The following is a 19707-nucleotide window of genomic DNA, read 5'->3' on the forward strand; positions in this document are numbered from 1 at the left end:
CGGCTGTTCGCCCAGGCGTGTGGGGTGCTAGCCAAGACCGATCGGATCGATGCGCGGCTGTTGGCAGTGATGGGCCACAGCCTTGCTCCCCAGCCCAACCAGCCGGCGCCACTGCAGCTCGAGCAGTTGCAGGAGCTGGTCAACGCCCACAGTGCCGCTCGCACCGAGGCGATAGCGCTTGGTAACCGGCTGGAGCAGTCAACGATCCCGTTCCTCAAGACCGAACTAAGGCGCCGCCACACCAGCCTCAAGGGCCATGGGAAGCGCCTCGAGGCCGCGATCGAGCAGTTGATCAAGGCCGATCCCGGGCTGGCCGCTCGCTACACCATACTGCTGTCCATCCCCGGCATCGGTGCCACTACCGCTGCTGCGCTACTGGCCGGACTGAGCGAGCTGGGCCGGTGCTCGGCCAAAGCCGCCACCCTGCTCGCGGGCCTGGCGCCCATTGCTGACGACAGCGGCCGCAGGCAGGGCCAACGCCACATCCGCGGTGGTCGCATGCTGGTGCGCAACGCCCTCTACATGGCTGCTCTCAGCGCCGCCCGCTACAACCCCGACCTCAAGGCGGTCTACCAGCGCCTGTGCAACGCCGGTAAGCCGCCCAAGGTCGCGCTCACCGCGCTCATGCGAAAGCTCGTCGTGCTCGCAAACACCCTGCTTACGCAGAACCGCCCTTGGGAGCCTGACCAACCCAAAACAGCTTGACGGCAAACACAGATGCTCTCTTGCAAAATCTAAGGCTTAGCCAAACGGCTAAACCTAAGATTTTGCTTTCTCCCCCGCCAAGGGGGAGATGATCCGTGCCTTCCACTTGCGCCGGAGTATCAGTCGGGACTCTCCCCCTTGGCGGGGGAGAAAGCGAAAACTTGGGCTTAGCGTAGCTAAGTCCTTAGTTTTCGCCAGAGAGGGGGTCTGGCAGCCACCGGGCCACCCCTCATCCATCGGTACCCACCCCTACCGCTTCACCATCTCCGCCACGAGCGCTTCGGCGAGGATTTTCCCATCCGCCGCCTCGTCCTCCGGCAGCTCGATCGGGATTCCCTTCGGCCCATAGACGCCCGCGAGCCCCGGCAGGCCGTGCTCGCCGCCTTCCTTGGGGTGAAAGCCATGCGCCTTCAGCGCCGCGATCAGCACGCGGGCAACGGACGGATCCTCGATCTCGGCAACGGTCTCGTACAGCTTATGCGACTCCCAGGCCTGTTCCGCCCTACGCGAACTCCCGCGTCACCATCATCTGCTTGATCTCGGCGATCGCCTTGGCCGGGTTCAGGCCCTTCGGGCAGACCTTGGCGCAGTTCATGATGGTGTGGCAGCGATAGAGCTTGAACGGATCCTCGAGGTTGTCGAGCCGCTCTTCGGTTGCTTCGTCGCGGCTGTCGATCAGCCAGCGATAGGCCTGCAGCAGCACGGCGGGGCCGAGATATTTCTCGCCATTCCACCAGTAGGAGGGGCACGAGGTCGAGCAACAGGCGCACAGGATGCACTCGTACAGCCCGTCGAGCTTGGCACGGTCGTCGCGGCTCTGCAGCCACTCCTTTTCCGGCGTCGGCGTCGTGGTCTTCAGCCACGGCTCGATCGAACGGTGCTGGTCGTAGAAGGTGGTGAGGTCAGGCACCAGGTCCTTGATCACAGGCATATGCGGCAGCGGATAGACGCTGATATGGCCGGCGAAATCGTCCATGCCCTTGGTGCAGGCCAGCGTGTTGGCCCCGCCGATATTCATCGAGCATGAGCCACAGATGCCCTCACGGCACGAGCGGCGCAACGTCAGGGTCGGATCGACCTTGTTCTTGATCCACAGCAGCCCGTCGAGCACCATCGGCCCGCAATCGTCGAGATCGACGAAATAGGTGTCGAGCCGCGGGTTCTCGCCGCTGTCCGGGTCGTAGCGGTAGACCCGATACTCCTTGAGCCGCGTCGCCCCCACGGGCTTCGGCCAGGTCTTGCCCGGCATGATCCGTGAGTTCTTTGGGAGCGTCAGTTCAGCCATGGGACTATCCTACAACTTTACATGTCTTCAGCGCCGCGGCCGACGTGTTGGTCACCGCCATCACGTCATTGGCGCTCAGATTGCCGATCACCGCGGGGTCGAACAGTTTGCCCGGGTCGGTCTGGGCATAGGTCGCGAGCTTCATCAGCTCGGGCTTCAGCTTGCTCGACAGTTCCTTGGCATAACACTGGCAGCTTTCCGCCGTGGCGCCCGGCACCTTCGAGCAGGCATCGGCCACCGCCCGCGCATCCGCCGACAGCCCGCCGCAGCCGGTGAGCCAGAGCGTCGCGAACGCGCCGGCGACGAGTCCTAAGGCTTTGGTGGAGATGAGCGACACGGGCGTTACCTCGTTTGGTCAGTAGTTCGGCTTGCAGATCTGGTTCGATTTGGCGACGTAGGTATTGTACGCCGCATACTGGCCTTCCGGCGGCGACTTGCCCTTCATCGAGGCGATGACCATGGCCATGAATTCCTCGTCGATCAGCGTCATCGCTGCATCCGCCTTGCACGAGCAGAGCGCATCGTCCGAAGCGATGCCCATGCAGGTCTTGTAGAAATCGGCCTTCTGCGCCTCGGTCGGCGCGGCCTGAACCACACCCGACAGCATCCCCAGCGCCAGCAGCGCCACCAATACCCGCTTCATCATTCGCCCCGTATCTCTCACCGCAATTCTTTGCGGATCATCAGTTTCAAACCCGACCAGATTTCGCTGACCGCCGCCACCTTGATATCGACCAACCCGATCGGCAGCACCACCTCACGGATCACATCCTCGGTGATGTCGGTCGGCACCTTTGATGCCTTCTTCGGCCACGAAATCCAGATCACCCCATCGCGGGTGATGGCCTCCATCAACGGCCGCGCATTATCCTCGAGCACGCCGCGCGAGGCGGTGAAGCCATGGACGAAGTCCCAGCCCTTGGTCCCGCGCCAGTTATCCCACTGAGCTTTGCGCGCCTCGGCGAAATCTCGCGCCGACGCCAGTTTCCCAAGCTCATCCGGCAGCGCAAGAAACAGCACCCGCTGCCCATCCTTGAGCCCCAGCTTCTGCGGCAGGGGAGTGCCGGAATAGCCTGGGTTCGAGGTCAATTCTTGCCCGCACCCCCATCATCATCGACCGCGAAAAGCGAGAGATCTCCGAGGTCATCCTGCGCTCCCGGCCCGGAATCGTGGCGAGCGCCCTTGCACGCCAGGAGATTCAAGGTGTCGCGCCGCCTCACCGTGGCATCGCAGGTCATTTGCGAAGCGCCAAGCATCCAGTAGTCTGCCGGAACGTCCGCCTTGATATGCAGCTTCCGATCCGCCAGCCAGTATCGTCCGGTATCGACAGTGCCGGCGAGACCTCCGTAGCTCTTCACCTCCCCCGCTCGGCTGAAGCAGATCGTATCGACGCCACTCTTCTCGGTGTCATCCATGAATGTTGCGCGCCACTCGGAGCCCCAGCAACCCACCAGCGCGCGAGCAAATTCCTGTTCAGTCGCCTGACGCACCTCATCCGCGTCGGCGGCGCTCACCGTCGCCAGCACTGCCACGACGAGCGCCAGCGCCTTCACTTCAATACACTCTCGCCTTCGGCGCGATCTTTTTCAGCGAAATCCCGCCCTCGCTTTCCGGCGTCAGCGGGTCGACATGCACCGGTCGGTAGCCGAGATCCACCTTGCCCGCATCATTGATCCAGCTCAGCGTGTGCTTGCGCCAGTTGACGTCGTCGCGGTTGGGGAAATCCTCATGCGCGTGGGCGCCGCGGCTTTCGTGCCGGGCTTCGGCCGAAACCACCGTGGTTGCGGCGCAGGCCATCAGGTTCTCGAGTTCCAGCGTTTCGACCAGGTCCGAGTTCCAGATCATCGAACGGTCCGAAACCTTGAGATCGCTGAGCTCGCCATAGAGGGCGGTAATCCGCTCGACGCCCGACTTCAGCGATTCCGAGGTGCGGAACACCGCCGCATCTTCCTGCATGATGCGCTGCATCCTGTCGCGCACCTCAGCCGTCGGCGACGAGCCATTGGCGTGCCGCAGCCGGTCGAAGCGGGCGAGGATGCGCTCGTCTTCCGACGCCCGGATCGCCGGCACCATCGCGCCTTTGTCGACCACCTTGGCCGCTCGCAGGGCCGCAGCCCGGCCGAACACCACGAGGTCGGTCAGCGAGTTCGAGCCCAGCCGGTTGGCGCCGTGCACCGAGGCGCAGGCCGCCTCGCCGGCCGCCATCAGCCCCGGCACCACGCGGTCCGGATCGCCTTCGGTCGGGTTCAGCACCTCGCCGTGATAGTTCGCGGGGATGCCGCCCATATTGTAGTGCACGGTCGGCAGCACCGGGATCGGCTCGCGCGTCAGGTCGACGCCGGCAAAGATCTTGGCCGATTCCGTGATGCCCGGCAGCCGCTCGTGCAGGACTTTCGGGTCGAGATGGTCGAGATGCAGGAAGATGTGATCCTTCTTCGGCCCGACGCCGCGGCCCTCGCGGATCTCGATGGTCATGCAGCGGCTCACCACGTCGCGGCTCGCCAGGTCCTTGGCGTTGGGCGCATAGCGCTCCATGAAGCGCTCGCCCTCGGAATTGGTGAGATAGCCGCCCTCGCCGCGGGCGCCTTCGGTGATCAGCACACCCGCGCCATAGACGCCGGTGGGGTGGAACTGCACGAACTCCATGTCCTGCAGCGGCAGCCCGGCTCGCGCCACCATGCCGTTGCCGTCGCCGGTGCAGGTGTGGGCCGAAGTGGCCGAGAAATACGCCCGGCCATAACCACCGGTCGCCAGCACCACCAGCTTGGCGCGGAAACGATGCAGCGTGCCGTCATCGAGCTTCCACGCCATCACGCCCTGGCACGAGCCATCGGCGCCCATGATCAGGTCGAGCGCAAAGTACTCGATGAAGAACTGCGCATTGTTCCTGAGCGACTGGCCATAGAGCGTGTGGAGAATGGCGTGCCCGGTGCGGTCGGCCGCGGCGCAGGTGCGCTGCACCGGCGGGCCGTCGCCGAATTCCGTCATGTGGCCGCCGAACGGCCGCTGGTAGATGGTGCCTTTTTCGGTGCGCGAGAACGGCACGCCATAGTGCTCTAGCTCGTAGATCGCCGCCGGCGCTTCACGCGCCAGATATTCCATGGCGTCGTTGTCGCCCAGCCAGTCCGACCCCTTGACGGTGTCGTACATGTGCCACTGCCAGCTGTCGGGGCCCATATTGCCCAGCGACGCCGCGATGCCGCCCTGCGCCGCTACGGTGTGCGAGCGGGTCGGGAACACCTTGGTGATGCAGGCGGTGTTGAGCCCCTGCTCGGCCATGCCCAGCGTCGCGCGCAACCCGGCGCCGCCAGCACCGACAATGACCACGTCGAATTCGTGGTCGATGATCTCATAAGCGGCCATACGGGCTATCCCCAGAAGACGAGCTTGGCGATGGCGCCCAGCGCCACCACGAAGAACAAACCGACGAACAGGTTGTTGGCGAGCATCGCCCAGCCATGTTCGCCCTTGTCGAAATAATCCTCGATCGTGTCACGCATGCCGTTGCGCATATGGATCGAGACGTTGACCACCAGCAGCGCCAACCCGATCGCGACGAACGGGTTGCGGGCCAGTTCGATCATCTCGGCCGGCGCCCGGCCGGCGAGGCTGACCACGAACCAGATGATGAAGATCGCGAACACGATGTTGATCGCGCCGGTGATGCGCTGCGTGATGAAATGCCGGGTCGAGGCCTTGGCCCTGCCGTAATGCGTCGACGGGTTCTGAATCTGGGCCCGCGTGGGTTTGCCGAGAACGCTCATTTGAACCACACGAAGATTGCCCAGACGATCAGCGTCACAAGGATCGAGGCCCCGAGCTGGATCCGCACCGCCAGTTCGCGGCCCGCCGGATCCATCGCCTTGGCGGTGTCCCAGATGAAGTGCCGGATGCCGCCGAACATGTGGTGGAACAGCACCCAGGTGTAGCCGAACAGCACCAGCTGCCCCAGCCACATGCCGAACAGCCAGGTGACGAAATCGAAGAAGCCGCCGCCGACCGCCGCTCCCACCAGCCACAGCACCAAGAGCAGGGTGCCGCCATAGAGCGCAATGCCGGTCGCGCGGTGCACGATCGACATCGTCATGGTGAGGGTAAAGCGGTAGATCGAAAGATGCGGCGAAAGCGGCCGTGAAGAAGGAGCCATGCTAGTCTCGCGCCTCGCCCCGCCGAGAAGGCCGGACGCTCCAGTTTGGAATGGTTCGAGACTTCTAGCGGCGCTTTGCCCGCAGGTCAAAGGCTCTGCTTATGCCGAGCATTGCACTTTGGTACCGCTATGCACTGAGCGCATCTCTAGCGGCGCGGGGAGCCGAGAACTTCGGGCGCGGCCCGCAGCGCCTCGAGCGTGAGCAACAGGCTCAGCACTCGCTCGCTGCTGGGTCCGGACGCCACCGGGGTGGCGGACGAAAGCGTGGTCGAGGCGATCAGCCTTTGGCTGTCTTCGGCCAGGACATCCCGCACCAGGTTGCCCTGCATCGCGAGAACCGCGAGTGCAATGAACGTTCCTGCCGCGAGTCTGCCCATCTCTTTCGTCCTTGTTGCGGGCGACCGGTATCCGGTTTCCGCTGCTTGATGAGGCTTCTAGCTGCCTTCACTTGGCCCTGCGCTGAAGCCGCTATTCACAATCGGTTCAGCAACGCATGATCTTTGTGCCGGTTCCCGGAGGGAGAGATGACGTGAACGAAAAAGTACGGGTGCTCAGCGAACAAGTGCTGTCGAACAACTGGGGCCTGGTGAAGAAGACCACCATTGAGCTCAAGCGCCGCAATGGCGAATGGCAGCGCCAGGAGCGCGAAACCTACGATCGCGGCGATGGCGCCGGGGTGCTGCTCTACAACCGCGAGAAGCGCACCGTCATCCTCACCCGCCAGTTCCGCTTCCCGGTGTTCGCTCATGGAGAACCAGGTACGCATGGCGACCCGGGCTGGCTGATCGAGGTCGTGGCCGGCAAGCTCGACGGCGACCACCCGGTGACGACAGCAAGGAAGGAAGCCGAGGAAGAGTCCGGCTATCGTGTCCACGACGTCGAGCTGGTGATGAGCGCCTATATGAGCCCCGGCTCGGTCACCGAAAGACTCTCGCTGTTCCTCGCCGAATACGACGCCGACTCGAAAGTCTCCGCCGGCGGCGGCCTCGAGCATGAGGGCGAAGACATCGAGGTGCTGGAACTCGGCATCGACGCCGCGCTCGACATGATCGCGTCAGGCGAGATCGCCGACGCCAAGACCATCATGCTGCTGCAGCATGTCCGGTTGAAGGGGATCTTGTGAGGGAGTGTCCCCTGGGATCCGTCCCACCCACGGGGTCATTCCCGCGAAGCGGGAACCTCTGTTTACGGAGCTTGCGGCGGCGCGCAGAAAACAGAGGCCCCCGCTTTCGCGGGGGTGACATCGAGTGTGTGGCGAGCATGAAGGTGGACGACCGCCTTCACTGCCAGGCCCGCTGCACGCTCAGCAAACAGAGTTTCCCGCTTTCGCGGGAATGACTCCGTGGTAGCCGTTTGGCATGAGCACAAGCGGACGGTTCTTCGTCTACATCCTCGCCAGTCGGAAGTACGGCACGCTCTACACCGGTGTGACCGGCGACCTGCCCGTCCGCATCTATATCCACCGTGAGGACCTGGTCCCGGGCTTCTCATCCCGCTACCACGTGCACAAGCTGGTCTACTTCGAACAGCACGACGACCCCTACAACGCCATCACGCGCGAAAAACAGATCAAGAAGTGGCGGCGGACCTGGAAGATCGAACTGATCGAAAAGGACAATCCCCATTGGGATGATTTGTACGATGGGTTGTTCGGGTAACTCGCGGTTGCCCGCCTAACCTCACACGATCCACCGGGTCATTCCCGCGAAAGCGGGAACCTCCGTTTGCAGAGTTATCAACACGCTCAGAAAACAGAGGCCCCCGCTTTCGCGGGGGTGACATCGAGTACGGGGTGGGAGCAGCGAAACGCTCAGTTCGTTACAAACGGGTCCGCATCCACATCCAGCGTCGCATAGCCCTCGGGCAGTTTCACCGTGAACTCGGCGCCGGTTTCGCGCGGGTCGAGCATCAGCATGGACAGCATCTGCGCCTTGGCCAGCGACGGCGCCGGTTTGGCGGCGCCGACCTGCGGCTGGCTGGCGAACACCGCGAGCGGCAGCGCCAGGGCGGCAAGTGCGGCGGCGGCGACAATCAGCTTGATCTGCATCTCGGGACCTCAAGACCTGGCGCATCCCAGCGCGTTTGTTGTCCCCTTCTAGCCCCAGCCGTCCGAACCCGCCTTGAACCCACCGTTCATGTTCGGTTTAGCCCGATCCCTACCGCTCGCCGCGCAACACCCTTGCTTCCGGCAACGCCAGATAGGCCTCCGGCACGGGCTGGGCGAAATAATCCATGGTGAATTCCTCGCCCAGCTCCATCGCCCGGCCACAGCGCATGTGCCGGCCGTCCGGATCGATCACCACATTGGGGTCGGAGGAATGGTTGATCAACCCGTAGCTGGTCCTGAGCGGTCGCACCAGCAGCAGCTCCGGCGTCACCGCGTTCCACTCCAGCGTCTCGAGCACCTCAGGGAACCGCTCCCACTCGACCAACTGTCCGTCGAGTTCGGCCAGCAGCTCCCCGGCCTTGCGCGCCCGGCTGGTGAACAACCCGCGGCCGGCGATCCGGCTCGGCCCCACCACCGCGTCGGCGACCGTCGGCACGAATGCCCCGTCGCCGAGGAAGACCTCGGTAAAGCTGTCGATATGCACATTCATCTTGCCGCCTCCTCGAGCAGTCCGCTGAGTTCCTCCGGCCTGTCGATCGGCACGTCGTGGCCGCATTTGACTTCGCGAACCGTCCACCCGGGCTGATTGCGGAATCCATCCGCGATGCCCTGGAAACCGTCCCAGCCGGTGGCGACGATATAGGTCTTCCTGGGCACCGCCTTGTAGGCGCCTGTGACCTTCAGCCGCTCGGTCAGCGTCGCTGTCGGCTGCGGCGAGGCCTTGCTCTCCACCCAGGCGCGATCGGCTTCGTCGAGATAGTCGCCCGGCGAAGAGGGCGGCGACTCCGTGAGTTGCCCGCTCAGCTCCCAGCCCGGGGCGAAATCGGTGAACCCCTGTCCGTCCTCAGGCACGAAGGCATCGAGATAGACGATCGAGCGCACTTTCCTGCCGAGCCGCTCCACCGCCCCCGTCGCGACGATCCCGCCATAGGAATGCGCCACCAGCACGATGTCCTCGAGGTCGTTCCACAGCACCTCGTTGACGATATCGTCGATATGGGTGCTCAGCGTGATCGGCAGCTGGTTGAGATGCGAGCGCTCGGCGAGCCCGCTCAGCGTCGGCGCATGCACCTTATGGCCCCGCGCCCGCAGCCGATCGATCACCCGCACCCATGACCAGCTCCCCGTCCAGGCCCCATGCACGATCACGAACGTCGCCATCTCTTCCTCCAGTGATTGCATTTTGCAAGTGATTGCGTTTTACAACCGAAGATTGTATTTTGCAACCATGGAAAACGCCTCGCCTTCCCCGCACCGTTCCGGCTGCCCGATCAACCTCGGCCTCGAGGTGTTTGGCGACAAATGGAGCCTGTTGATCGTTCGCGACATGATGTTTGCGGGAAAGCGGCATTTCCGCGAGTTCCTCGCCTCCGACGAGGGTATCTCCACCAACATCCTTGCCGATCGGCTGGTGAAGCTCGTCGATGCGGGCGTGCTGACGCGCGCCGGCGATCCCGCCCACAAGCTGAAGGCGATCTATTCGCTGACCGAGATGGGGATCGAGCTGTTGCCGATCGTTGCCGAGATCAGCCGCTGGAGCCGGAAGTATCAGCCGGTCGATCCGCAAATGGCGGCGACCGGCGAGGCCCGCGATCGCGGCGGGCCCGGAGCAGTTGCCGCCCAGATGGAGGCCCTGCGGCGCATCCACCTGAACGGCTTGGTTTAGGGCGCTTCGGGTATTCCCAACCCACGAGGCGCCGCCGTCGCCTTCAGCTAGACGTAGTCGACCAGTTTCTTGTCCGGGTCGTATGGCTGGTCGCTGACCACTTTGGTCACCGCCTGGCCGCAGACCATCTTCTTGTTCATTGCGTCATACGCATAGCTGGCAGAACCGTGCAGCACCCAGCCCTCGCTCAGCGCCTTGGTAACCTTGTGGCAGAAAGCGGAATCGTCCTCCCCCGAGAGGAACCGATAGATCAACATGCACTACTCCTTTTGCTCGCCCTCTTTGCCCCGGGCGATTGAAATTGCGTCCAGTAACCGCTAATCCGCTGCGGTATGGATGGGTTTCCAGCATTTTTGCTCGACGGCTACAAGTCGTTCATGTCCGACCGCTACGACCCCGAACAGGGCCGTTACCGGGAATTGGCAGATCGGGGACAATCCCCGACCACCATGATCATCGCCTGTTGCGACAGCCGCGCGGCGCCTGAGACCATCTTCAACGCTGGTCCCGGTGAGTTGTTCGTGCTCCGCAACGTCGCCAATCTGGTGCCCACCTTTCAGCCCGATGGCGGCCAGCACGGCACCTCGGCGGCCATCGAGTTCGCGGTCAACGCGCTCGAGATCTCCAACATCGTGGTGATGGGCCACGGCCGCTGCGGCGGCATCAGGGCCGCCCTCGCCCCAGCAAATCCGCTGGCCCAGGGCGATTTCATCGGCAAGTGGATGGCCATGCTCGCGCCGGTTTCCGACGCGGTGTCGAAATACACCCTGCTGACCGACAAGGAGCGCCAGACCATGCTGGAACGCTTCTCGATCCGCAACTCGATCAACAACCTGCGCACCTTCCCCTACGTCAAGCGCCTCGAAGAGGAAGGCAAGCTCGCCGTCCACGGCGCCTGGTTCGACATCTCCACCGGCGAACTCTGGGTGATGAACGCCGACGGCGACTTCTACCGGCCGGACGTCTGACCTGCTGCCGGGGAGGGGCACGCACAGCATCCCTCACCCGCTGCCGAATTCCCGCTCCCACCGATACAGAATATCTGGCGCCTTCGCCTCGTTCGTGGCCCCATCGGTGAATTTCACCGCCTCGAACCCCATCCGCTCATAGAACGCCCGGCCGCGCAGGTTGTTGGCGAAGCACCACAGTTGCAGGTCCTCGTTGCGCGATTGCGCATCGGCGATCAGCACCGATCCGACGCCCGAGCGCAGCTGTGCCGCTTCGACATAGAGATGCTCGATCCAGCCTTCGAGCTCGGCCATGAAACCGACGATCGCCCCGTCCCGCTCCGCCACCGTCACCCGGAAATCGCGCAGCACCTTGTCGCGCACATAGACCCGGTCCTCCTCGACGGTGTGGAGGTCCGGCAGGAAGGTCAGCAGCCGCCGCGACGTCGCGAACAGCGCCGCAATACCAGCCGCATCCGCTTCGGTCGCCGGGCGCAGCGTAATCATGCCGGCTTGCGCCGCATGAGCCGCGGCCAGAACACGTTGATCAGCAAACCTGCGAACACCAGCACGCTGCCGATGATCTCGACCCCGGTGATCGCCTCGCCGAGGAAGAGCGCGGCGCTGGCGATTCCCGCCACGGGCACGAACAGCGCAAACGGCGCCACCTGCCCGGTATTGTAGCGGCTCAACAGCCATGCCCAGGCGCCGAAGCCGAACAGTGTCGCGATATAGGCCATGAAGGCGATCGAGCCGATCCCCTTGAGGGTCAGTTGCGACAGCGCCAGCGGGATCGCCCCTGGCCCGTCGAGCAGCAGCGAAGCCACGAGCAGCGGGATCGGCGGAATCAGCGCCGACCAGACGACGAAGCCCAGCATGTCGATCCGCCCTGCGGCCTTGCCCACCATATTGCCGAGGCCCCAGCAGCCGGCCGCGGCGATGGTCAAGAGCAGCGGCAGCAGCGCCGCCCCGTCGAGCCGCTCCGCCGCGATCACTCCGATCCCCACCAGCGCCACCGCCGCCCCGCCCAGCTGTGCGAGGCCCGGGCGCTCGCCGAAAAAGGCGAAGGCGAGAAAGATGGTGAAGAACACCTGCAGCTGGATCACCAGGGAACTCAGCCCCGCCGGCATCCCGAGCTTGATGGCAAGGAACAGCAACCCGAACTGCCCGACGCCGATGGCGAGGCCATAGCCGATCAGCAGCGGCCAGCCCACTGCGGGACGCTTGACGAAGAACACCGCCGGCAAGGCCGCAAACACATAGCGCACCGCCGTCAGCAACAGCGGCGCCACCTCATCGACGCCCCATCGGATGGCGACAAAACTCAGCCCCCAGACGACGGCGACCGAGAGGGCGAGAACGATGTGGCGGATGGGCATATAGTGATTTCCGAGGGCAGGTACGCCCGAAATCTGTCAGTCGGTGCCTTCTCCCACAAAGGGAGAAGGCGACCACTGATACAGTACAGCCTAAGCCGCCTTCTTCTCCACGAGCTTCCGCTCGATCAGCGTCTCGAGAATCTGCACGGTATTGAGCGCCGCGCCCTTCCTGAGGTTGTCGCTCACCACCCAGAGGCTGAGCCCGTTCTCGACCGTCACGTCCTCGCGGATGCGGCTCACATAGGTGTCGTATTCGCCAGCCGCTTCCACCGGCGTGGCGTAGCCACCAGCCTCGCGCTTGTCGATCACCGAAATCCCCGGCGCTTCGCGCAGCGCTTCGCGCGCCTCGTCAGCCGAAATCGGGTTGGCGAACTCGAGGTTCACCGCTTCGGAGTGGCCGACGAACACCGGGACGCGCACGCAGGTGGCGGTGAGCTTGATCTTGGGGTCGAGGATCTTCTTGGTCTCGGCCACCATCTTCCACTCTTCCTTGGTATAGCCATCCTCCATGAACACATCGATGTGCGGGATGACGTTGAAGGCGATCTGCTTGGAAAACTTCCTCGGCTCGAGCTTGTCGTTGACGAACACGCCCTTGGTCTGGTCCCACAGCTCATCGACGCCCTCCTTGCCGGCGCCCGAGACGGACTGGTAGGTCGCGACCACCACCCGCTTGATCGTCGCGAGGTCATGCAGCGGCTTCAGCGCCACCACCAGCTGCGCCGTCGAGCAGTTCGGGTTGGCGATGATGTTCTTGCGGTCATTGCGCGCCATATACGTGTCGAGCACGTGGGCATTGACCTCGGGCACGACGAGGGGAACGTCGCCGTGGTAACGCCAGAAGCTCGAATTATCGACGACGATGCAGCCGGTCGCGCCGATCTTCTCGCCATATTCCTTGGCGATGGCCGAGCCGGCGCTCATCAGCGCAAAATCGACGCCCTTGAAATCGAAATGCTCGAGGTTCTGTACCTTGAGCCGCTTGTCGCCAAAACTGATCTCCTGGCCCTGCGAGCGGGCGGAGGCCAAAGCGATCACTTCCGAGGCGGGAAACTTCCGCTCGGCGAGGATGTTGAGCATTTCCCGGCCCACATTGCCTGTGGCCCCGACGACGGCGACGCGATAACCCATTTTGGAAAGTCCTCTTTGCCTTCATTTCCCCCGCGCTGGACCGGCTGTGGTCCGCGGCACACATGGCATCCGGCCGCTCCCCGGCGGGAGTTGCCCGGGGATCGGCTCAGGGGGTTTTGGTGGTTTTGGTCGCCGAAACAACGACACCACGAAGACCCATGGTCTTCGCTTTGGTCATTGTAATGTGGTGGGTCTTGCGCATCCCGCAACCCGATCCTCTTGTCCGGCGCCGCGTTTCTACGCCGAAATCGCAAATAGTCAATCACCTATAGGACATCGCCTACGCCCGGGCTGCCGGCCAAGCTGGTGGAGCGGGCCAGACCCTCGCCGCCGTTTTGACCACCCGGTGAAGGATCGCACCCTATTCACCGCCTCACCCACCGTGTATCTCCCACCCCATGCAAACCTACGACGTGATTATCCTCGGCGCCGGCGCGGCCGGTCTCATGGCCGGCATCGAAGCCGGCAAGCGCGGCCGCTCGGTGCTGGTGATCGACCACGCCAAGAATGCCGGCGAGAAGATCCGCATTTCCGGCGGCGGACGCTGCAACTTCACCAACATCAACGCCACCGTCAAAGCCGGCCGCGACCGCTTCCTCTCCAGCAACCCGCGTTACGCTTTCTCGGCCCTTTCCCGCTACACGCCGGAACACTTCATCGCGCTGGTCGACCAGTACGCCATCCCGTTCCACGAGAAGACCCTGGGGCAGCTGTTCTGCGACGGCTCCAGCCAGCAGATCGTCAACCTGCTGCTCAGCGAGCTGAAGAAGGCGCACGGCAACCTGCTGCTCGACACCGAGATCGACAGCGTCAGCCACGCCGACGGCAGCTTCACCGTGATGACGGCGAACGAAACGCTGATCGGCAAATCGCTGGTCGTCGCCACCGGCGGCAAATCCATCCCCAAGATGGGGGCCACCGGCCTCGCCTATCAACTCGCCACCCAGTTCGGCCTGAAGGTCACCGAGACCCGCCCGGCCCTCGTGCCGCTCACCTTCGAGCCGCGCATCCTCGAGCGCCTCGCGCCGCTCTCGGGCATCGCCGTCGATCCGACCCGCATTTCCGTCGGCAAGAAGAGCTTTGACGAAGCCATGCTCTTCACCCATCGCGGCCTCTCGGGCCCGGCGATCCTGCAGATCTCGAGCTACTGGCGCGAGGGCGATGCCATCGTCATCGACCTGTTCCCCAATGGTGACCTCGGCGACATCCTGCGCGACGCGCGCAGCGCCACGCCGAAACTGCAATTGCAGACCGTCCTGTCGCAGCACCTTGCCAAGCGCCTCGCCCAGATGCTGGCAGAGGAGATCGGCATCACCACCATGCTGGGCGACATGAGCGACAAATCGTTCAGCAAGATCGAGGATGCGCTGCGCCGCTGGACCATCAAGCCGACCGGCTCGGAAGGCTACCGTACCGCCGAAGTCACCCTGGGGGGTATCGACACCGACGGCCTCGACTCGACCACCATGCAGGCCCGCAATGTCCCCGGCCTTTACTTCATCGGCGAAGCCGTCGATGTCACCGGCTGGCTCGGCGGCTATAACTTCCAGTGGGCCTGGGCCTCCGGTTGGGCCGCCGGTCAGGTCGCTTGAACCGCATGACCCAGGTCGATGCAGTGCTCTCACCTGCCATCGGTCTGGGCAGCGCGATTCTCTTGCCCAGGACAGGGCGAAGCCAGCTGGGCCGCTGAAATCACCGCCCCCCGAAGGCAGCCTGCAGAGCGTTCGCTGATCGCCGTCCCATCCCTCACAGCACGAAGCCGAGAAACCGCCCCGCCAGCAGCACCAGCGGCCATAGCGTGATCGACACACCTGCCAGCACCCGCTTCGCCGCCGGCTGCCGCAGCAGGCTGAATGCCACGAAGTTTACCCCGGCGAGCCCGATCAATCCCATCTTGATCCAGAATAGCGGCATCCCCGCATATTCCGTCGCCCGCACCGCGAACATCAGCGCGCCGGTCAGCACGGCGAGGGCAAACGCCCCGAGCGCAACGCGGCGCAGCAGCCTGACGAACGGCTGCTCCTCGAGGCTCCGGATCACCCCGATCACCCTGAGATCCATCAACAGCACCGAGGTGATCAGCGCTCCAATGGCGAGGATGTGCAGCGCGTTGACGACCGGATAGGCAAAGAACGAGGTTTTCAGCGCCTTGATCAGCGCCAGCTGCTCGATACTGCCGAGCAGCGCCTCCACCTAGTTCGCCGGCACACGAGCGGGATAGATGTCGTAGGCTTTCCCGCCCACGGTGATCCGCACCGCCTTCATCCGCTTCTCGTTCGGATCGAGCGAGCGGTTGCCCAGCGCCACCACCTCATCGCCCGGCTTCACCGTATCCTCGGTGAACCCCGCCGCCATGGTTGGCCCAGGTGGCGCCAGTTCCACCCGCCAGACCACGCCCTCGACCTCGAGATCGAGCGTCGCGTGCGGATTGCCGACGAACACGGACTTGACCGTCCCGGTGAGTTCGAAGAACCCGTCCTCGGTCCACGCCCAGCCATGGTGCGCCAGCGCCGGCAGCACCGGCATCGCGATGCCGAGCGTCACAGCCAGCAGCACAGTGCGAAGTCTCCTCATCGGGACCTCCTCTTGCCGAACCTCACCGAGCCTATGCCGGTCGTCGCCTTACCACAACGGCCCGGTCGTCAGTCGTGATCCGCCTCCGCAAAGGTGATGCGGTTGCCGACCGGATCCACCACGGTGCATTCGAGCCCGCCCCAGTCCGGACGCTCCAGTCCCGGCCGGTTGTTCTTGTAGCGCTTGGTGATCAGTTCGGCCTGCAACTCCGCTACCCCGGTGCAGTTCACCCGCACCCGCACGCCGGGCGAGCCATCGCCATGGTGCTCGGAAATATGCAGCACGAGGCCGTCCCGGCTGACCTGCATGTAGAGCGGCATCCCCGGCTCGAACCGGTGCTCCCAATCGACCGTGAAGCCCAGCCAATCGACATAGAACTCCCGCGCCTTCGCCTCATCGAACGAACGCAGGATCGGCACCGTCTGCAGATAGTTCAATATCATCGTGTTCATCCCTCGTTGCAGCGCCAGAACTCGCGGAAGTCTTATGGCAGCGACGCTGTCCATCCGCTACCAATGGGGCAACTCGAGAGCAGGATTGCGTTTCGTTGAACCGCACTCCAGCTTCTCGTGGTTGTCTTGTCGCGAGATCGAACCGAAAAAGCCTGCAACTTTCCTGATCTCGCTTGGGGAGAAACATCATGGCAGAAAAGAAGATTCGCTGGGGCATCCTCAGCACCGCCAATATCGGGCTCAAGAAGGTCACCCCGGCGATCATGAAGTCGCCACTGAGCGAAGTGGTCGCGGTCGCCTCGCGCGACGTCGCCAAGGCCGAGCAGTACATCGCCGAGCTCGGTTTGACCGGCAAGGCCAAGGCGCATGGCAGCTACGAAGCGCTGTTCGCCGATCCCGATGTCGACGCCATCTACAACCCGCTGCCCAACCACCTGCACGTGCCGATGACGCTGGCCGCGGCGAAAGCCGGCAAGCACGTACTGTGCGAAAAACCCATCGCGCTCAACGCCAAGGAAGCCGAACAACTCCGCCAGCTGCCCAAGGGCATCGTCTTCCACGAAGCCTTCATGGTCCGTCATCACCCGCAATGGCAGCGTGCCCGCGAGATCGCCCGCTCGGGCGAGCTGGGCGAGCTGCGTACCGTGCGCGGCATCTTCGAGTATTTTCTCACCGACCCCACCAACGTACGCAACCAGGCCGATATCGGCGGCGGCGGCATCTACGATGTCGGCTGCTACCCGATCACCGGCTCGCGCTTCCTGTTCGAGGCCGAACCCAAGCGCGCCGTGTCGCTGGTCGACCGCGACCCCGCGATGAAGACCGACCGCCTCGCTTCGGTGATCCTCGATTTCGGCGGCGGCAGGCAGGCGAGCTTCGTCTGCTCCACCCAGTCGGTCAGCCACCAGTCGCTCGAGCTGATCGGCACCAGGGGCCGGGTCGAACTGGTGATCCCGTTCAACGCCCCGGCCGACACGGCCACGGCCATCATCATCGACAACGGCTACTCGCCCGACGGCCACCTCAGCCGCCGCGAGATCATCCCGCCCTGCGACCAGTACACCGAACAGGCCAACGCCTTCTGCCGCGCCATCCTCGATAACAAGCCGCTCGAATGGGGCGTCGAGGACGCCATCAAATCGATGAAGGTGATCGACGCCGTCTTCGCCAGCGAAAAGACCGGCGCCTGGGCCGACGTCTGACCTAGGCGGAGAATTTGCGGGGGGAGGTACCGACTCCCCTCCCCACCGGTTGTCATCCCAGCGAAAGCTGGGACCCATTTCACCGCTTGAGCTGTGGCGAGTTGGATCCAAGCTTTCGCTGGGATGACACCGAGATTCATTTTTAAGTTCAATAACTTGGCATGATCGGCGGACCGTCCCCGCCGCCCGCGGCCACCCTACCCCCGCACCTCCGGCCCCACCAGCCGCTCCACCAGCAACCGGATCCCCGGCCCCACTTCCGCGCCATCCCGCGCCTTCCGCTTGATCCCCCAGGCCGCATCGAGCACCAGCCGCGCCAGCAGTTGCGGCTGCTTCGCCCCCGCCTTCTCCAGCTCCTCGGCCACCATCGCGTCGATCACGTCCTCGGTCGCCCGCACCTCGGGCCGCGCCTTCTCGTGTTCGTCATAGAGCTCGTCGGCATGCGGCGATGCTCCGAGCAACCGGTCGATCGCCTCGTACTTCGCCGACAGAGCCGCCGCCAATCGGGCGACTACTGTCCCGTCGCTGTGCAGCGCCGTAACGAACCCCTCGTGCAGTTCCGCCATCAGCTCGGCGAGGATCGCCTCGAACACCGCGTTCTTGTCGCCGAAGTACTTGTAGAGCGTGGGCTTGGCCACCCGCGCTTCGGCCGCGATCGCCTCCATCGAGGTGGCGCGCAAACCTTGCCTGAGGATCAGCCGCCGCGCCGCCGAAAGGATCTGCTCCTGCTTGTCGATGTCCGCCACGCCGATTTTCCTTCGTCGATACCTTGAACGAACTGAACGATATTCGTACATATCGTTCAGTTCAACGGAGGGATACCCCCAAATGTCCGACCTGCCTGATCAGTCTGACCGCGTCCTCGTCACCGGCATTTCCGGTTTTCTCGGCGGCCATGTCGCCCTGCAGCTCCTCGCCCAAGGTTACACCGTCCGCGGCTCGGTGCGCAGCCTCGAACGGGCCGAAAAAGTGAGGAAAACCCTTGCCGCGCACGGGGCCGACACTTCGCGGCTGGAGTTCGTTGCCCTCGATCTTCTCGCCGACAAGGGCTGGGCCGAGGCGATGTCCGGCGTCCGCTACCTGCAGCACGTCGCCTCGCCCTTCGTTCTCGAAATGCCCAAGGACAAGAACGACCTGATCCGCCCGGCCGTGGAGGGCACCCGTCGCGCCGTCAGCGCCGCGTTCACCGCCGGCGTCGAGCGCGTCGTCGTCACCTCCTCGATCGCCGCCATTGCCTATGGCCACGACGACTACAGCCGCACCTTCACCACCGCCGACTGGACCAACACCGATAGCCCCAAGGTCGGCGCCTACGCCGAATCGAAGCTGCGCGCCGAGCGCGAAGCCTGGGCCGTTGCCGAGAGCTTTGGCGCCCGCGAGCGGCTCGCCACCATCAATCCCGGCGCCATCCTCGGCCCGCTGCTCGACGAAGATGTCGGCACCTCCGGCCTCCTGGTGCAGCGCCTGCTCAACGGCTCGATCCCCGCCGCGCCGAAGATGAGCTTTTCCATCGTCGATGTCCGCGACGTCGCCGCCGCCCATCTCGCCGCCATGACCGCACCAACCGCGGGCGGCAAGCGCCACATCCTCGCCGACCGCGAGATGAGCCTGTTCGAACTTGCCTCGGCGCTCCGCGCTGCCCTGCCGCAGGTCGCTGCCCGCGCCCCACGCTTCGAGCTGCCCAACTGGGTGGTCCGCCTGATCGGCCTGTTCGATGCGCAGATCGGCTCCAACGCCGCCGAACTCGGCCATGTCAAACGCGTCGACGGCAATAGCGGCCGCCTGCTGCTCGCCCGCCCGACCATCCCCGGTCCCGACGCCGCGGTGGCCACCGCCCGGAGCCTCATCGCCCAGCGCCTCGTCGCATGAAAAAAGGACTGGTCCTCGGCGCCGGGATTGGCTAATAAGCGCGCCATCGAAGCGGGGCTGTAGCTCAGTTGGGAGAGCGCATCGTTCGCAATGATGAGGCCAGCGGTTCGATTCCGCTCAGCTCCACCACTTCGATGTCATCACAAATAGACAAGTAAATACAACGGCCTGGCAGAGAGTTGCGCAGGCTGCTGTGCCGCTGCGCCCGTGAATTCTGCCGCTGATCCTGTGGACCGCGGGCGC

The 19707-nt window shown here is 64.2% G+C and carries 29 protein-coding genes and 1 tRNA gene; 9 read left to right on the forward strand and 21 right to left on the reverse strand.

Annotated elements, in window-relative coordinates:
* Positions 1 to 705: transposase (locus tag AC1ROK_RS00005; protein WP_492842590.1), on the forward strand; the 705-nt coding region annotated here is incomplete at its 5' end.
* Positions 706 to 954: 249 nt separating this feature from the next.
* On the opposite strand, the gene AC1ROK_RS00010 is transcribed toward AC1ROK_RS00005, so the two are convergent.
* From AC1ROK_RS00010 to AC1ROK_RS00055, 10 genes are all read right to left on the reverse strand, one after another.
* A complete protein-coding gene (locus tag AC1ROK_RS00010; protein WP_055046786.1) occupies positions 955 to 1134 on the reverse strand; it encodes a hypothetical protein in 180 nt (59 codons plus the stop codon).
* Positions 1135 to 1207: 73 nt separating this feature from the next.
* A complete protein-coding gene (locus AC1ROK_RS00015) occupies positions 1208 to 1990 on the reverse strand; it encodes a succinate dehydrogenase iron-sulfur subunit (RefSeq protein ID WP_492842592.1) in 783 nt (260 codons plus the stop codon).
* A gap of 4 nt (positions 1991 to 1994) precedes the next feature.
* Positions 1995 to 2327, reverse strand: a complete 333-nt coding sequence (locus AC1ROK_RS00020; RefSeq protein ID WP_492842594.1) for a hypothetical protein — start codon at positions 2325 to 2327, stop codon at positions 1995 to 1997.
* An 18-nt stretch (positions 2328 to 2345) separates the two neighbouring features.
* Positions 2346 to 2633, reverse strand: a complete 288-nt coding sequence (locus tag AC1ROK_RS00025; RefSeq protein WP_492842596.1) for a hypothetical protein — start codon at positions 2631 to 2633, stop codon at positions 2346 to 2348.
* 17 nt (positions 2634 to 2650) lie between these two features.
* Complete coding sequence (locus AC1ROK_RS00030; protein WP_492842598.1) at positions 2651 to 3079, reverse strand: DUF3052 domain-containing protein; 429 nt, start codon at positions 3077 to 3079, stop codon at positions 2651 to 2653.
* Positions 3076 to 3543, reverse strand: a complete 468-nt coding sequence (locus AC1ROK_RS00035) for a hypothetical protein (RefSeq protein ID WP_492842600.1) — start codon at positions 3541 to 3543, stop codon at positions 3076 to 3078. Before AC1ROK_RS00035 ends, AC1ROK_RS00030 begins: the two co-directional genes overlap by 4 nt.
* Before the next feature lies 1 nt (position 3544).
* Positions 3545 to 5353 (reverse strand): succinate dehydrogenase flavoprotein subunit, encoded by a 1809-nt coding sequence (gene sdhA, locus AC1ROK_RS00040; RefSeq protein ID WP_492842602.1) that lies wholly within the window; start codon positions 5351 to 5353, stop codon positions 3545 to 3547.
* Between the two features lie 5 nt (positions 5354 to 5358).
* The gene (sdhD, locus tag AC1ROK_RS00045) at positions 5359 to 5754 is read right to left on the reverse strand and encodes a succinate dehydrogenase, hydrophobic membrane anchor protein (protein ID WP_492842604.1); all 396 of its coding nucleotides are present in this window, start codon (positions 5752 to 5754) and stop codon (positions 5359 to 5361) included.
* A complete protein-coding gene (gene sdhC / locus AC1ROK_RS00050; RefSeq protein WP_492842606.1) occupies positions 5751 to 6137 on the reverse strand; it encodes a succinate dehydrogenase, cytochrome b556 subunit in 387 nt (128 codons plus the stop codon). The genes sdhD and sdhC overlap by 4 nt, the downstream gene beginning before the upstream one ends.
* Before the next feature lie 146 nt (positions 6138 to 6283).
* Complete coding sequence (locus AC1ROK_RS00055) at positions 6284 to 6514, reverse strand: hypothetical protein (protein WP_492842608.1); 231 nt, start codon at positions 6512 to 6514, stop codon at positions 6284 to 6286.
* A 152-nt stretch (positions 6515 to 6666) separates the two neighbouring features.
* On the opposite strand from AC1ROK_RS00055, the gene AC1ROK_RS00060 reads away from it, so the two are divergent.
* Positions 6667 to 7260 carry an NUDIX domain-containing protein gene (locus tag AC1ROK_RS00060; RefSeq protein WP_492842610.1) on the forward strand — a complete coding sequence of 198 codons (594 nt, stop codon included), beginning with the start codon at positions 6667 to 6669 and terminating at the stop codon, positions 7258 to 7260.
* Positions 7261 to 7495: 235 nt separating this feature from the next.
* Entirely contained in the window at positions 7496 to 7795 is a 300-nt protein-coding gene (locus AC1ROK_RS00065; protein ID WP_492842612.1) for a GIY-YIG nuclease family protein, read from the forward strand.
* A gap of 152 nt (positions 7796 to 7947) precedes the next feature.
* Here AC1ROK_RS00065 and AC1ROK_RS00070 read toward each other — a convergent pair whose 3' ends face one another.
* The 3 genes from AC1ROK_RS00070 to AC1ROK_RS00080 all read right to left on the reverse strand — a co-directional run bounded on the left by AC1ROK_RS00070 (position 7948) and on the right by AC1ROK_RS00080 (position 9405).
* Positions 7948 to 8184, reverse strand: a complete 237-nt coding sequence (locus tag AC1ROK_RS00070; RefSeq protein WP_492842614.1) for a hypothetical protein — start codon at positions 8182 to 8184, stop codon at positions 7948 to 7950.
* Positions 8185 to 8293: 109 nt separating this feature from the next.
* The gene (locus AC1ROK_RS00075; protein ID WP_492842616.1) at positions 8294 to 8734 is read right to left on the reverse strand and encodes an SET domain-containing protein-lysine N-methyltransferase; all 441 of its coding nucleotides are present in this window, start codon (positions 8732 to 8734) and stop codon (positions 8294 to 8296) included.
* Positions 8731 to 9405, reverse strand: a complete 675-nt coding sequence (locus AC1ROK_RS00080) for an alpha/beta fold hydrolase (RefSeq protein WP_492842618.1) — start codon at positions 9403 to 9405, stop codon at positions 8731 to 8733. Before AC1ROK_RS00080 ends, AC1ROK_RS00075 begins: the two co-directional genes overlap by 4 nt.
* 52 nt (positions 9406 to 9457) lie before the next feature.
* On the opposite strand from AC1ROK_RS00080, the gene AC1ROK_RS00085 reads away from it, so the two are divergent.
* Positions 9458 to 9910: a winged helix-turn-helix transcriptional regulator gene (locus tag AC1ROK_RS00085; protein ID WP_492842620.1), complete on the forward strand. Its 453-nt coding sequence runs from the start codon at positions 9458 to 9460 to the stop codon at positions 9908 to 9910.
* Between the two features lie 47 nt (positions 9911 to 9957).
* Here AC1ROK_RS00085 and AC1ROK_RS00090 read toward each other — a convergent pair whose 3' ends face one another.
* Positions 9958 to 10167: a DUF1737 domain-containing protein gene (locus AC1ROK_RS00090; RefSeq protein ID WP_055046801.1), complete on the reverse strand. Its 210-nt coding sequence runs from the start codon at positions 10165 to 10167 to the stop codon at positions 9958 to 9960.
* 75 nt (positions 10168 to 10242) lie between these two features.
* Here AC1ROK_RS00090 and AC1ROK_RS00095 point away from each other — a divergent pair, with 75 nt between their 5' ends.
* A complete protein-coding gene (locus tag AC1ROK_RS00095) occupies positions 10243 to 10878 on the forward strand; it encodes a carbonic anhydrase (RefSeq protein WP_492842622.1) in 636 nt (211 codons plus the stop codon).
* Positions 10879 to 10911: 33 nt separating this feature from the next.
* On the opposite strand, the gene AC1ROK_RS00100 is transcribed toward AC1ROK_RS00095, so the two are convergent.
* The 3 genes from AC1ROK_RS00100 to AC1ROK_RS00110 all read right to left on the reverse strand — a co-directional run bounded on the left by AC1ROK_RS00100 (position 10912) and on the right by AC1ROK_RS00110 (position 13367).
* The gene (locus AC1ROK_RS00100; protein ID WP_492842624.1) at positions 10912 to 11364 is read right to left on the reverse strand and encodes a GNAT family N-acetyltransferase; all 453 of its coding nucleotides are present in this window, start codon (positions 11362 to 11364) and stop codon (positions 10912 to 10914) included.
* A complete protein-coding gene (locus AC1ROK_RS00105; protein WP_492842626.1) occupies positions 11361 to 12236 on the reverse strand; it encodes an EamA family transporter in 876 nt (291 codons plus the stop codon). Before AC1ROK_RS00105 ends, AC1ROK_RS00100 begins: the two co-directional genes overlap by 4 nt.
* Before the next feature lie 90 nt (positions 12237 to 12326).
* Positions 12327 to 13367 (reverse strand): aspartate-semialdehyde dehydrogenase, encoded by a 1041-nt coding sequence (locus AC1ROK_RS00110; RefSeq protein WP_492842628.1) that lies wholly within the window; start codon positions 13365 to 13367, stop codon positions 12327 to 12329.
* A gap of 398 nt (positions 13368 to 13765) precedes the next feature.
* On the opposite strand from AC1ROK_RS00110, the gene AC1ROK_RS00115 reads away from it, so the two are divergent.
* Positions 13766 to 14959 carry a BaiN/RdsA family NAD(P)/FAD-dependent oxidoreductase gene (locus AC1ROK_RS00115; RefSeq protein WP_492842630.1) on the forward strand — a complete coding sequence of 398 codons (1194 nt, stop codon included), beginning with the start codon at positions 13766 to 13768 and terminating at the stop codon, positions 14957 to 14959.
* 154 nt (positions 14960 to 15113) lie between these two features.
* Here the strand turns inward: AC1ROK_RS00115 and AC1ROK_RS00120 are convergent, their stop codons facing one another.
* From AC1ROK_RS00120 to AC1ROK_RS00130, 3 genes are all read right to left on the reverse strand, one after another.
* Positions 15114 to 15560, reverse strand: a complete 447-nt coding sequence (locus AC1ROK_RS00120) for a hypothetical protein (RefSeq protein ID WP_492842632.1) — start codon at positions 15558 to 15560, stop codon at positions 15114 to 15116.
* The gene (locus AC1ROK_RS00125; protein ID WP_492844638.1) at positions 15561 to 15893 is read right to left on the reverse strand and encodes a DUF6152 family protein; all 333 of its coding nucleotides are present in this window, start codon (positions 15891 to 15893) and stop codon (positions 15561 to 15563) included.
* A gap of 116 nt (positions 15894 to 16009) precedes the next feature.
* Positions 16010 to 16384, reverse strand: coding sequence for a glyoxalase superfamily protein (locus AC1ROK_RS00130; protein WP_492842634.1), 375 nt, complete (start codon positions 16382 to 16384; stop codon positions 16010 to 16012).
* A gap of 197 nt (positions 16385 to 16581) precedes the next feature.
* Here AC1ROK_RS00130 and AC1ROK_RS00135 point away from each other — a divergent pair, with 197 nt between their 5' ends.
* Positions 16582 to 17595 (forward strand): Gfo/Idh/MocA family protein, encoded by a 1014-nt coding sequence (locus AC1ROK_RS00135; RefSeq protein WP_492842636.1) that lies wholly within the window; start codon positions 16582 to 16584, stop codon positions 17593 to 17595.
* Positions 17596 to 17792: 197 nt separating this feature from the next.
* Here AC1ROK_RS00135 and AC1ROK_RS00140 read toward each other — a convergent pair whose 3' ends face one another.
* Positions 17793 to 18341 (reverse strand): TetR/AcrR family transcriptional regulator, encoded by a 549-nt coding sequence (locus AC1ROK_RS00140; protein WP_492842638.1) that lies wholly within the window; start codon positions 18339 to 18341, stop codon positions 17793 to 17795.
* 82 nt (positions 18342 to 18423) lie between these two features.
* On the opposite strand from AC1ROK_RS00140, the gene AC1ROK_RS00145 reads away from it, so the two are divergent.
* Both AC1ROK_RS00145 and AC1ROK_RS00150 read left to right on the forward strand, forming a co-directional pair.
* Positions 18424 to 19464 carry an NAD-dependent epimerase/dehydratase family protein gene (locus tag AC1ROK_RS00145; RefSeq protein WP_492842640.1) on the forward strand — a complete coding sequence of 347 codons (1041 nt, stop codon included), beginning with the start codon at positions 18424 to 18426 and terminating at the stop codon, positions 19462 to 19464.
* Between the two features lie 53 nt (positions 19465 to 19517).
* Positions 19518 to 19593 (forward strand) — tRNA-Ala (locus AC1ROK_RS00150).
* Positions 19594 to 19707 lie beyond the last annotated feature (114 nt).

This window comes from Devosia sp. GW821-FHT12F11, assembly GCF_058806655.1.

What these genes read in the sequence shown, in the direction of transcription:
- AC1ROK_RS00015 (WP_492842592.1), bottom strand. Translation starts at nt 1,990, where the DNA reads ATGGCTGAACTGACGCTCCCAAAGAACTCACGGATCATGCCGGGCAAG.
- AC1ROK_RS00025 (WP_492842596.1), bottom strand. Translation starts at nt 2,633, where the DNA reads ATGAAGCGGGTATTGGTGGCGCTGCTGGCGCTGGGGATGCTGTCGGGT.
- sdhA (WP_492842602.1), bottom strand. Translation starts at nt 5,353, where the DNA reads ATGGCCGCTTATGAGATCATCGACCACGAATTCGACGTGGTCATTGTC.
- sdhD (WP_492842604.1), bottom strand. Translation starts at nt 5,754, where the DNA reads ATGAGCGTTCTCGGCAAACCCACGCGGGCCCAGATTCAGAACCCGTCG.
- sdhC (WP_492842606.1), bottom strand. Translation starts at nt 6,137, where the DNA reads ATGGCTCCTTCTTCACGGCCGCTTTCGCCGCATCTTTCGATCTACCGC.
- AC1ROK_RS00055 (WP_492842608.1), bottom strand. Translation starts at nt 6,514, where the DNA reads ATGGGCAGACTCGCGGCAGGAACGTTCATTGCACTCGCGGTTCTCGCG.
- AC1ROK_RS00065 (WP_492842612.1), top strand. Translation starts at nt 7,496, where the DNA reads ATGAGCACAAGCGGACGGTTCTTCGTCTACATCCTCGCCAGTCGGAAG.
- AC1ROK_RS00070 (WP_492842614.1), bottom strand. Translation starts at nt 8,184, where the DNA reads ATGCAGATCAAGCTGATTGTCGCCGCCGCCGCACTTGCCGCCCTGGCG.
- AC1ROK_RS00075 (WP_492842616.1), bottom strand. Translation starts at nt 8,734, where the DNA reads ATGAATGTGCATATCGACAGCTTTACCGAGGTCTTCCTCGGCGACGGG.
- AC1ROK_RS00080 (WP_492842618.1), bottom strand. Translation starts at nt 9,405, where the DNA reads ATGGCGACGTTCGTGATCGTGCATGGGGCCTGGACGGGGAGCTGGTCA.
- AC1ROK_RS00090 (WP_055046801.1), bottom strand. Translation starts at nt 10,167, where the DNA reads ATGTTGATCTATCGGTTCCTCTCGGGGGAGGACGATTCCGCTTTCTGC.
- AC1ROK_RS00095 (WP_492842622.1), top strand. Translation starts at nt 10,243, where the DNA reads ATGGATGGGTTTCCAGCATTTTTGCTCGACGGCTACAAGTCGTTCATG.
- AC1ROK_RS00100 (WP_492842624.1), bottom strand. Translation starts at nt 11,364, where the DNA reads ATGATTACGCTGCGCCCGGCGACCGAAGCGGATGCGGCTGGTATTGCG.
- AC1ROK_RS00105 (WP_492842626.1), bottom strand. Translation starts at nt 12,236, where the DNA reads ATGCCCATCCGCCACATCGTTCTCGCCCTCTCGGTCGCCGTCGTCTGG.
- AC1ROK_RS00110 (WP_492842628.1), bottom strand. Translation starts at nt 13,367, where the DNA reads ATGGGTTATCGCGTCGCCGTCGTCGGGGCCACAGGCAATGTGGGCCGG.
- AC1ROK_RS00115 (WP_492842630.1), top strand. Translation starts at nt 13,766, where the DNA reads ATGCAAACCTACGACGTGATTATCCTCGGCGCCGGCGCGGCCGGTCTC.
- AC1ROK_RS00125 (WP_492844638.1), bottom strand. Translation starts at nt 15,893, where the DNA reads ATGCCGGTGCTGCCGGCGCTGGCGCACCATGGCTGGGCGTGGACCGAG.
- AC1ROK_RS00130 (WP_492842634.1), bottom strand. Translation starts at nt 16,384, where the DNA reads ATGATATTGAACTATCTGCAGACGGTGCCGATCCTGCGTTCGTTCGAT.
- AC1ROK_RS00135 (WP_492842636.1), top strand. Translation starts at nt 16,582, where the DNA reads ATGGCAGAAAAGAAGATTCGCTGGGGCATCCTCAGCACCGCCAATATC.
- AC1ROK_RS00145 (WP_492842640.1), top strand. Translation starts at nt 18,424, where the DNA reads ATGTCCGACCTGCCTGATCAGTCTGACCGCGTCCTCGTCACCGGCATT.